This is a genomic window from Alicyclobacillus suci (assembly GCF_017329615.1).
Classification (GTDB): Bacteria; Bacillota; Bacilli; order Alicyclobacillales; family Alicyclobacillaceae; genus Alicyclobacillus; species Alicyclobacillus suci.
The window spans coordinates 66,713-77,616 of record NZ_JAFMTW010000016.1 but is presented as its reverse complement, the minus strand read 5'-3'; the positions used below and the strand labels follow the sequence as shown (position 1 = coordinate 77,616).

Genomic DNA, 10,904 nt, shown 5'->3' with positions numbered 1-10,904 from the left:
ATGCGCAAACGAGAAATCCTGGATGCGGATAAATGGGTGTCGGAATATTAAATCATTCTACAAAAAAGAGCGATTGTCCAATAAGAAGGGGTTGACCCGGTTCAACTGCGTCGCCATGAAGCAACGCCTGGAGAAGATGGGCTACACGGGTGGCGTGACACAAATCAAAGCGTTTGTACACCCGCATCGTCCACCACGCCAGGTACAAGCGAAGCGACGTTATGAGACCAAGCCGGGGCAACAGGCACAGATTGATTGGGGCTTTTGCGAGGAGCAGGATGAGAACGGGCGTACACACAAGGTGGCGGTATTCGTGATGGTTCTGGGATACTCCCGCTCCATCTATGTGGAGTTTACGAGGCGATGCGACATTCATAGCTTTCTGCGGTGTTTCATTCATGCGCTCGAGCACTTCGGTGGCGTTCCGAAGTTTGGGCTCACTGACCACATGAAGACCGTGGTCATTGGTCGCAACGATGATGGCACACCCAAATGGCATCCACTGTTTGAAGATTTCGTCCTGACTGTTGGGCTGACACCAAAACTGTGTCGAGTACGTGTGCCACAGACGAAAGGCAAGGTAGAACGTGGCGTAGGGTTTGTCAAAGACAACTTCTGGCCCGGACGCCGCTTTACTGGAATGGCTGATCTCAACCGTCAGGCACTAACATGGTGTCAGGAACAGGACCGGCGTATTCACGGCACGACGGGCGAACGCCCTTGGGACCTCATGCAAGATGAGCAGCTCAATCCGCTACCCTCCCCCGACCGCTTGCAGAAGTTCCTGCGGGAAGAACGCAAGGTGAGCATGGATGGCTTTGTCAGTTGGGATGGCGTTCGGTATGGGGTGCCATGGCGCTACAGTGGTCGTACAGTCCTGGTTCGTCAGGTTGGGAAGAAGATTGAGATTTGGGCTGAAGGCGAGTGCATTGCAACGCATGAGCGTTCGGACAGGTGGAGCGGCCTCATTCGCCTCCCCAACCAGTACGAGGGGCTCGACGCTGCAGAGGGGCGGATTGCTCCCAAGGCGATTGCGGTTCGGGTTGCGCAAACCGATGTGGAGCAACGGCCACTTGAAGTTTACGAACAGTTCGCCCTGGGGGTGGGAGCGTGCTAGAGCTGGAGAGGGTGCGGTCGCAGTTGACAGAATTGAAGCTGAACACCGCCGCAGAGCTGCTTGAATCCCGCCTGCAGACGGCGGCGCAGAAAGAGGCAACCTACGTATCATTCCTGGCTGAGCTGCTGGAGGAAGAGCTTTCCCAGAGGCGGCATCGCTACGTGCAGACACAGGTTCAGCGTGCGCACCTGCCATACCAAAAGACGCTGGACGAGTTCGACTTCGCATTCCAACCCAGCGTTGACAGGAGGGCGATTGAGGAGTTCGCAACACTTGGCTTTATCCAGGAGGCGTTCAACATTGTCTTCCTTGGTCCGCCCGGTGTCGGCAAGATCCACCTTGCCGTGGCACTGGCCCTAAAAGCGCTCAGTTCCGGCTACTCCGCCTACTTCGTGAGCGTGACGGATCTGGTTGCGGATCTACGTAGAGCGAATGCAGAAAACAAGCTGGACATCCGGATGCGAAAGTATCTGCGGCCAAAGCTGCTTGTCATCGATGAGGTCGGATACTGTCCGTTTGGACGGGAAGAAGCGAATCTGTTCTTCCAACTCGTTAGCACTCGCTACGAGCACGGTAGCATCATCCTCACCAGCAACAAGAGCTTTGCAGAGTGGGGTGAGCTTTTAACGAACTAATGGAAGTCCGCAAACTGAAACCCGGTCGGTTGAAGGCCAAACAAGTTTATCTCCTTGCTGGAAAAATCATCTGTGGCCAATGTGGCCATTTATACCGTGGTGAATCCTATCGTAATTCCAAAAGCAGCCAGGGGACCATATTGAAGTTTTACAAATGCGGAGGGCGTTGCGGAAACTCCAATTTGCGCAAATCAACAATTGAAGAATTAATCACTCAGAATCTACTCAATCATGTGTTTACCGAGGACGCAATGAAGAACATTGTCGTGAAGGTGAAAGAACTTTATCAGAAGGAGCGCGACAATCAGGGCCACGATTTACAACCTATTCGGAGCGAACTCAACGAGATTAACCGCAAGTTGGAAAATTGGGTCGATGCACTAGGCGAAGGGGACGTTGTCAAGGATCTCATAAGCCAACGAATTAGAGAGGCCACAAACCGCAAAAAAGTTTTGGAATCCGAACTGGAACGTTTGAGCGTGATGGCATCTACCTTCGATATAAATGATGAGCTCATTCTCGGAGCGTTAACGTCAAAGAAAAATGCACTGTTTTCATTTGACGAAGAGGAGCAAAAACAAGTCATCCAAGAATTTGTAGATAAGATTGTCATTCATCCCTCTAATTCAATCGATGACTTTTCAGCGGAAGTCACTTACAAGTTTTTTGGCGGCGAAAATGGCTCTACAACAGGCAAAAACCCATCTCCGAAAGGAGACAGGTTTTTTAATGGTGGAGGCGACGGGAATCGAACCCGCGTCCGAAGATCTCGCTACATGCACATCTACGGGCGTAGACCGTCTACTGAAGTCCCTGCCATCCGCGGACGATCACGCTGATGAACAGGCGAGTTCGCTAAGGTTTCGCCGGTGGCCCGCGAACGAGGTCATCGACTAGTCTGCTAAGTTGACGTTACAGGGTGTGCACAGACAACACACGATGTAACGGTCTCGTGCTAATTAGGCAGCGAGAGCGAGATTGCTGTTTGAGGTAAAGCGTTTAGCTTTGCCAGTTAAAGAAGTTCCGCGTGATTAACGTGTGCGCAGCCCCACGGCCCGCCGTACATGCTCGAACAACCCCCGTCGAATCCAAAACGCCCCCGCGTTTTGGGTCCTGCGCTGGCTTTCGCATGGACGGTCAATCATCAAACTCAATACAGCAATTGACCAGCAATCTCTCATGTATGTGGTGTTTCTCAAGGTACCTTGGCTACGTCGTCGCGTGCGGCAACCAAATCAGCTGTCACCGTCGCGCCCGACATCTACAACTTTACCATGCGTCGTGACGAACATCAATCGTAGGTTGCTGCCACAACTGGACAACGATTGACAGCGCTGGTAAGGTCCATCATCAGCGAATTACGCCTGCACGACCTCTTTGGCGCTCTCCACTATCCCACCTGAACAGAATTTGCCGATGAATGACCTCAGCCCTTTTGACGCTCGCGCAATGCGCGTTGTATCTCCCGATTGGCGTCGCGCTTCTTCATCGACTCGCGCTTGTCGTGAAGTTTTTTACCTTTGGCGAGGCCCAGTTCCACTTTCGCAAAGCCGTTCTTCAAATACACTTTGGTCGGCACCAAGGTAAATCCTTGTTCCCGAACAGCGCCGAACAGGTAGTGAATCTCCTTCTTGTGGAGGAGGCATTTGCGGGTACGCAGCGGGTCATGGTTGAAGCGATTGCCCTGCTCATAAGGTGCCACGTGCATGTTGTGAAGATACACTTCGCCGTGTTCAACGCGCGCGTAGGCGTCGCGTAAACTGACGGAGCCTTTGCGCATCGACTTGATTTCCGTACCTGTGAGGACCAGGCCTGCCTCAAACGTCTCCTCGATGAAATAATCGTGATACGCTTTTCGGTTTTGGGCGAGAATCTTACCGCTCCCGTTCCCTTTCGCCATGGTACCCTCACTCCAACGTCCATCAGATTTTGCCAGAGGCGTAGCATATATCATAGCACACCTTGGCACAGGCGACAAGCAGTCACATGCGCTGTCGCCTGTCGAGCCACGGCCGTGATACTAGCCGCGGCTCGGAAATTCCTGTTACGTACCTGTGCGTAGCGTTAGCGGCTCTTACGCTTTTTGCCAGTCGAGCGTCCGCCGCCCGACGTCACGCCGCGGCCACCGGACTTGCGAGCGGCCATCTTGGCGCCCGTTTTGACGCTGCCCCGATGTTTTTTGCGCGGCTTGTGACCATCGCCCTGGCCCGCGCCTGTGCGGTCGTCTGCTGCCCCGCCGCCGCGGCCACTACGACGGCGGTCACCGCCCGTCGATTCACCGCCGCGCGCGGCCCAGGTGCGGTACCCGCCCGTCCGACCGTCGGCGCTGCGGCGGACGCCGTTCTCCGCCGAATCCTCGCGGTCTGCGTAACGGGATGGGGCGTCGCGTCGTGTATCTCGATCACTGCGGCCCGACCGCTCCCCGCGACGTGCGCCCGTAGTGCTGCGGCGACCCGAATCGGCGGCGCGATGCGCGTCGCGGTGCCCCTCTCGCCGGCCTTCTCGCTCGGCTTGCGCCTGCTCGCGGGCCTCGCGCGGATCTGGAAAATCTGCATCCCACTCGTCGTACGGCATGTCGACCGGAAGTTCCGCGTCACGCGTGCGGCCACTGCGACCATAGCCGCCCTCGACCGTGCGGCCGGCTAACTTGTCGCGGCGAGATCGACCTTTGAGCCCGCCGGACCGGATGGCGCTCTTCGTACCCTTTGGTGCCGCGCTAGAGCGGCTTTCGCGGCGGAGGATACTCTCGCGGCGTTCCGACGGAGAGAGATCTTCGTCGTAAATAATGGCGCCACCACCGCCCTGCTCAGCCACAAACGTGGCCTCCCGCCGATGCTCAACCAGCCCAAAGTTTATTTGCAGCTCTTCTTTGCTTGCGCTCGTGACGACAATGCGAACAGGATCCCCCAGACGGAACACGCGGCGATTGCGTTCACCAATCAGCGCCATTTGCCGCTCGTTGAAGACGTAGTAGTCGTCATCCAGTGCGCTGATGTGAATGAGGCCTTCGACGCCGTTGTCGAGTTGTACGAAGATGCCAAATTGCGTCACGCTCGAGATGATGCCGTCGAATTCCTCGTCGAGGTGCGCCTGCATGTATTCGACCATCTTGAGTTGGTCCACTTCGCGCTCGGCGTCCTGGGCGAGGCGCTCGCGTTCGCTCGATTGCCGGCTGGCATCCTCCACGAACTGCCGAAGTTCCGCCTCGCGCTCGGGAGATAAGGGGCCTGCGAGCACTTCTCGCATGATTCGGTGGATGGTCAAATCCGGATAGCGGCGAATCGGCGACGTGAAGTGCGTGTAGTACTCGGCCGCGAGGCCAAAGTGGCCGGTGCACTCAGGTTTGTATTTAGCCTGTTGCATCGATCGCAGCATCACCGTCGCAATCATGCGCGCTTCGCGGGACCCTTCCACCTCATTGAGCACCTCCTGCAAGGCGCGCGGATGGACTTTGCTGCCACCGGCCCCTTTCAGGTGGTAACCGAAATTGTGCAAAAAAGCGTTCAGCGTGATCATCTTGTCAGCGTCCGGCTCGTCGTGCACGCGGTAGACAAACGGCACGCCCAGCCAATGGAAATGTTCCGCGACCGTCTCGTTGGCCGCGAGCATAAACTCCTCAATCAGCCGTTCGGCGATGGAACGCTGGCGTGGGATGATGTCGATGGGTTCGCCGAGATCGTTCACCTTGACGTAAATTTCCTCGAAGTCGAAGTCAACAGCGCCACGGCGCATCCGCTTTTGGCGCAAGATGAGCGCCAGTTGCTCCATGTGGCGGAACATCGGTACGAGTTCCTTGTACTCCTCAATCAACGCCTCATCGTTGTCCTCGAGGATTTTGCGCACATTGTTGTACGTCATCCGCGCCGTCGTCTTGATGACGCTCGGGAAAATGTCGTGGTTGACCACGTTGCCCTCCGCGTCAATCTCCATCTGACAAGAGAACGCCAGCCTGTCCACCTGGGGATTCAGTGAACAAATGTTGTTCGACAAGCGCGGCGGCAACATGGGAATCACCCTGTCTACCAAATACACGCTGGTGCCACGGCGGAAAGCCTCTTGGTCGATGGCGCCCCCTTGTTTTACGTAATAGCCGACGTCGGCGATGTGCACGCCGAGCAAATAGTTCCCGTTCTCCAGCAATTTGACATGGACGGCGTCGTCGAGGTCTTTTGCCGACTCGCTGTCGATGGTAACCATGGGTTCATCACGTAGGTCACGGCGGTTTTTCAACTCATCCGCCGCAATCTCGAGCGGAATCGCTTCAGTCGCGCGCAGGACCTTCTCCGGAAACTCCTCTGGCAGGCCATACTTACGCACGACCGACAAGATATCGACGCCCGGTTCATCCGGGTGCCCGAGCACTTCCACGATTCTGCCCACAGGACCATGTGTGGCAGATGGGAAGGACGTAAGTTCCACGACTACGATATAACCATCGTGCGCGTCGCGAATCTCCTCCTTCGGAATGAAGATATCCTGGGTGAAGCGCTTGTCAATCGGATTGACAAACGCATGGTGGGCATAAATCGTGATTTTCCCGACAATGCGCTCATTTGCGCGTTCGACGACACGGAGAATCGTCCCCTCACGGTGGGCGCCGCCGCGACCTTCGTTTTGTACCTTCGCCATGACCTTGTCGCCACTCATCGCGCCGTTCATCTCGGTGGCAGGGATGTAAACATCCGGTTCACCGTCGCGCTCAGAAATGACGAAACCAAAGCCGCGCGCTTTCATCTGCAGTTTGCCGACGACAAGACCAGCCGTGTCTGGCAACGCGTAACGGTTGTGCTTGGTGCGCACGACAGCGCCCTCGTCCTCCAACTGTGTGAGCAGTTTGACGAGATCGCGAAATTCAGACGCCGACGTCTGGTCAAGCACTTCGCTCAGTTCCTGTACCGTCAACGGCTTGTAAATGTCACTTTCCATGTATTCCAATAACTCTTCCCGTTGCATATGGATCACCTCGTTACGATTTAAGCGGTTGATCCTGTGGAGGAAACGCACTTTTGTCTGTTAGCTAGTATGGACACAAAACACCGCGTTCGGTACGTTTGCGGGTGGAACATTTTACATCTGGCCCAAGGTACAAAAAAAGTGCCGCCGAACTGGCGACACTTTCGATGTACATCCGGTCACTTCAGATGGTGGAACAAGAACGCAATCAACATGGTCAGCAAGAACAGCAGTATCGCCAACACCACTGTGACCTTGCCGAGAAAGGAGTCGAGCCCCTTCGAACGACGATTGGTTACTTGGTTCGATCCGCCGGCAATGACACCGGACAATCCCGCACTACGACCCGACTGGAGCAGGATGACGAAGATGAGCAATACACCTAAGACGACGAGTACAATCTCGGCTGCAAAAATCATCCTTTTGTCACCTCCGCTCCACGTCCATTCTTGTCATTAGTGTACCATGAAAATTAGCGTTCGACAAATGCCGATTTTCCAGCATATTGCGCAGCGCCACCAAGTTCTTCTTCAATGCGGAGCAATTGGTTGTACTTCGCTACGCGGTCCGTGCGGCTTGGTGCACCTGTCTTGATTTGACCAGCGTTGGTCGCAACGGCGATATCCGCGATGGTCGTATCTTCACTTTCGCCCGAACGGTGCGAAATGATGGAAGTGTACCGCGCGCGCTTCGCAAGTTCAATCGCTGCAAACGTCTCGGTCAGCGTACCAATTTGGTTGACTTTGACGAGAATCGAGTTGCCGACGTTTTGCTCGATGCCCTGCTTGAGGCGGTCGGTGTTCGTGACGAACAAATCGTCACCGACGAGTTGCACGCGGTTGCCAAGGGTTTGGGTCATCTTCGCCCAACCTTCCCAGTCGTCCTCAGACAAGCCGTCCTCGATGGAGATAATCGGGTATTGGCCGAGCAACTTCTCGTAGTACGCAATCATCTCGTCCGCCGTACGCGTGACGCCTTCGCCTTCAAAGTGGTACTTGCCATCCTTGAACAACTCAGTCGATGCGACGTCGAGCGCGATGGACGCTTGTTCGCCTGGCTTATAGCCTGCCTTCTCAATCGCCTCGACGATGATTTGAATCGCCTCTTCGTTCGTCTTCAAGTTCGGCGCAAAGCCGCCCTCGTCACCGACGGTCGTCGCCAAACCGCGGCTGCCGAGCACGCGCTTCAAGTTGTGGAAAATCTCCGCGCCCATGCGCAATGCTTCGCGGAACGTCGTCGCGCCGTGTGGCACCACCATAAATTCCTGAATGTCCACTGTGTTGTCCGCATGCTTGCCGCCATTGAGGATGTTCATCATTGGCGTCGGCAGGGTGTGCGCGTAGAAGCCGCCCAGGTAACGATACAATGGCAAGCCGACCTCTTCCGCAGCCGCTTTGGCAACCGCCATGGAAACCGTCAAAATCGCATTGGCGCCCAGTTTGCCCTTGTTCGGCGTGCCATCGAGGCTAATCAGCAACTGGTCGATGCCCACTTGGTCAAGCGCCTCTTCGCCAATCAATTCCGGCGTGATAATCTCGTTGACGTTCTGCACAGCCTGCAGGACGCCTTTGCCGAGATAGCGGCTCTTGTCGCCATCGCGCAACTCAACAGCTTCGTGGGCACCGGTCGATGCGCCAGACGGAACAATCGCGCGGCCAAAGGCGCCGCTCTCCAGCTCTACTTCTACCTCAACGGTCGGGTTGCCGCGGGAATCTAATACCTCGCGGGCGTGTACGTCAAAAATCTCGGACATTGTAGTCACTCCTTCGTGAATTTGCATTCCTAAAAATATCTATCAAACAGGGTTCACCCAGGGGTTTACCCATTGACAATGAGCGATTTTCCGGTCATTTCCTCCGGCTGCTTCACGCCGAGCAGGCTCAGCATCGTTGGCGCCAAATCCGCCAACACACCGTCTTCGCGCAACTCGACCCCAGGTTTCATAATGACGAATGGCACCGGATTGGTCGTATGCGTCGTGCACACTTCCTGCGTGTCCGGAAAGACCATAATGTCGGCATTGCCGTGATCAGCTGTCACCAGCGCGACCCCATTGACCTCCGCGAGCGCTTCAAGCACCGTATTCAGACACTCGTCCACTGCCTCGCACGCCTTGATAGCCGCTTCCAACACGCCGGTATGACCGACCATGTCTGGATTGGCGAAGTTCAAAATCATCGTGTCGATCTCGCCACTACGCAGCCGCTTCGCTGCCGCGTCGGCCACTTCGTACGCGCTCATCTCCGGCTTCAAGTCGTATGTAGCGACCTTCGGCGAATTGATGAGAACACGTTCCTCGCCAGGAAACTCCTGTTCCCGGCCGCCGGAGAAGAAAAACGTCACGTGCGGGAACTTTTCGGTTTCTGCAATACGGAGTTGGCGCAATCCCGCCGCCGAGACGACCTCGCCGTACGTGTTCTTCGGACTGGTCGGCGGATAGGCAATCTGGCCACCCACCGTGTCGCTGAACTTCACCATCGAGACAAAATCCACCTTCGGTGGGTTCTCTCCGCGGTCAAAACCGCTAAAATCGTCGTTGGTGAACGCCTGCGACAGCTGGATTGCGCGGTCCGGACGGAAGTTGAAGAAGACCAATCCATCGCCATCGGCAATTTTGCCTACCGGTTCCCCTTTTGCGTCCACTTGAATAATCGGCAACACGAACTCGTCGGTCACGTCTTTCTCATAGCTGTCACGAATCGCGCCAACGACATCGCGTACGTGTTCGCCTTCGCCGTGAACCATGGCGTTGTACGCGCGACTGACGCGTTCCCAGCGCTTGTCGCGATCCATCGCGTAATAACGACCCACAACACTGCCGATGACGCCCGTGCCAAGGTCATCCATCAATGCCTGCACGCGTTCGATGAACTCGGCGCCTGTCTTCGGTGCGGTGTCGCGACCATCGAGAAACGCGTGAAGCACGACCTTCTTGACGTCGAGCCCCGCGGCCATGCGTAATAGGGCAAGTGCGTGATTGATATGGCTGTGCACGCCACCATCCGAAATCAACCCACACAAGTGCAAGGTTTTATCGTTTCGGTTGACGGCGTTCATCACGCGCTTGAGCACTTCGTTCTCAAAGAAGTCGCCCTCGCGAATGGCTTTGTTAATCTTGGTCAATTCTTGGTACAGAATACGACCTGCGCCAATATTGGAGTGTCCAACCTCAGAGTTTCCAAATTGGCCCTCTGGCAATCCCACAGCCTCACCACTGGCCAACAACGTGGTATGTGGGTATGTCGCCCACAACTTATCGAGCGTCGGAGTGTTGGCAAGCGCGACCGCGTTGCCCTCCCGCTCTGGATTCAAGCCAAAGCCGTCCAGAATTATCAAGGCCACTGGCCCCGACCCACTCGGGCGCGCTTTGCGTTCAAATGTCCCTTCGCTCATGCGAGCGCACCTCCGATAGCCGACGCCATCTCGACGAACGACGAGGCTTTGAGGCTCGCTCCGCCGACCAAGGCGCCGTCGATATTCGGTTGTTGAATGAACCCTGCGATGTTGTCCGGCTTGACACTGCCACCGTACAAGATGCGAACGGCATTCGCGGCGGCGGCGTCTACGTGCTCGGCAATCACGCTGCGAATTTCCCGTGCCACCGTTTCGGCGTCCTCTGCCGTCGCCGTCTTGCCGGATCCGATAGCCCAGACTGGTTCGTAGGCAATGACTGCTCGCGCGACTGCGTCGCTCGAGAGACCCGCGATACCCTGGGTCACCTGACCCGAGACGATAGCTTGTGTTTGCCCACTTTCCTTTTGCGACAAGTTTTCACCGACACACAGCACGGGAATCATCCCTGCGTCGACAATAGCACGCACCTTATGATTGACCATCTGGTCGGATTCGCCAAACAGCGTGCGGCGCTCAGAATGTCCAGCCAGGACGTATTGCGTCCCGAATTCGGCAAGCATCAGCGGTGAAATTTCGCCCGTAAATGCCCCCTCCTTTTCCGGGTACACGTTCTGGGCGCCCATTTTCACCTGTGCTGGCAGCATCACGCGCAGCACGTGCAGGCTGGTAAATGGCGCACAAATTGCATAGTCCACAGCCGTACCAAGCGCTTGCGAGTGCTGCCCCAGTTCCTCAGCAAAAGCCCGCGCTTCTGCAACGGTTTTATACATCTTCCAGTTCCCCATCAGCAAGGGTGTTCTCGCCACTGGAATCCCGCCTTTCGAATCCTGTTGTCCGCACGCTGT

At 56.1% G+C, this 10,904-nt stretch carries 8 protein-coding genes, 1 other RNA gene and 1 pseudogene; 3 read left to right on the top strand and 7 right to left on the bottom strand.

Translation table 11 applies throughout. The features are described 5' to 3' along the window. The 3 genes and pseudogenes from istA to J3482_RS21815 all read left to right on the top strand — a co-directional run. The coding region (istA, locus tag J3482_RS10235; protein ID WP_206922364.1) for an IS21 family transposase at nucleotides 1-1,117 on the top strand (1,117 nt) is incomplete at its 5' end. After that, a complete protein-coding gene (istB, locus tag J3482_RS10230; RefSeq protein ID WP_206922363.1) occupies nucleotides 1,111-1,752 on the top strand; it encodes an IS21-like element helper ATPase IstB in 642 nt (213 codons plus the stop codon). The genes istA and istB, both read left to right, overlap by 7 nt. Further along, nucleotides 1,752-1,964 (top strand): annotated as a pseudogene (locus tag J3482_RS21815) (recombinase zinc ribbon domain-containing protein); the annotation flags it as partial. The gene istB and the pseudogene J3482_RS21815, both read left to right, overlap by 1 nt. Before the next feature lie 518 nt (nucleotides 1,965-2,482). Here J3482_RS21815 and ssrA read toward each other — a convergent pair. The 7 genes from ssrA to tpiA all read right to left on the bottom strand — a co-directional run bounded on the left by ssrA (nucleotide 2,483) and on the right by tpiA (nucleotide 10,865). Next, nucleotides 2,483-2,853, bottom strand: a transfer-messenger RNA (tmRNA) gene (gene ssrA, locus J3482_RS10220). A 325-nt stretch (nucleotides 2,854-3,178) separates the two neighbouring features. Next, the gene (gene smpB / locus J3482_RS10215; RefSeq protein ID WP_021296900.1) at nucleotides 3,179-3,652 is read right to left on the bottom strand and encodes an SsrA-binding protein SmpB; all 474 of its coding nucleotides are present in this window, start codon (nucleotides 3,650-3,652) and stop codon (nucleotides 3,179-3,181) included. A 164-nt stretch (nucleotides 3,653-3,816) separates the two neighbouring features. Then, nucleotides 3,817-6,705: a ribonuclease R gene (rnr, locus tag J3482_RS10210; protein ID WP_206922362.1), complete on the bottom strand. Its 2,889-nt coding sequence runs from the start codon at nucleotides 6,703-6,705 to the stop codon at nucleotides 3,817-3,819. A 179-nt stretch (nucleotides 6,706-6,884) separates the two neighbouring features. Then, the gene (gene secG / locus J3482_RS10205; protein ID WP_021296902.1) at nucleotides 6,885-7,124 is read right to left on the bottom strand and encodes a preprotein translocase subunit SecG; all 240 of its coding nucleotides are present in this window, start codon (nucleotides 7,122-7,124) and stop codon (nucleotides 6,885-6,887) included. 53 nt (nucleotides 7,125-7,177) lie between these two features. Then, nucleotides 7,178-8,458 carry a phosphopyruvate hydratase gene (gene eno, locus J3482_RS10200; protein ID WP_146823811.1) on the bottom strand — a complete coding sequence of 427 codons (1,281 nt, stop codon included), beginning with the start codon at nucleotides 8,456-8,458 and terminating at the stop codon, nucleotides 7,178-7,180. Nucleotides 8,459-8,523: 65 nt separating this feature from the next. Next, nucleotides 8,524-10,098, bottom strand: a complete 1,575-nt coding sequence (gene gpmI / locus J3482_RS10195) for a 2,3-bisphosphoglycerate-independent phosphoglycerate mutase (protein WP_206922361.1) — start codon at nucleotides 10,096-10,098, stop codon at nucleotides 8,524-8,526. Beyond that, nucleotides 10,095-10,865, bottom strand: a complete 771-nt coding sequence (tpiA, locus tag J3482_RS10190) for a triose-phosphate isomerase (protein WP_040441381.1) — start codon at nucleotides 10,863-10,865, stop codon at nucleotides 10,095-10,097. The genes gpmI and tpiA overlap by 4 nt, the downstream gene beginning before the upstream one ends. Between the last annotated feature and the right edge of the window lie 39 nt (nucleotides 10,866-10,904).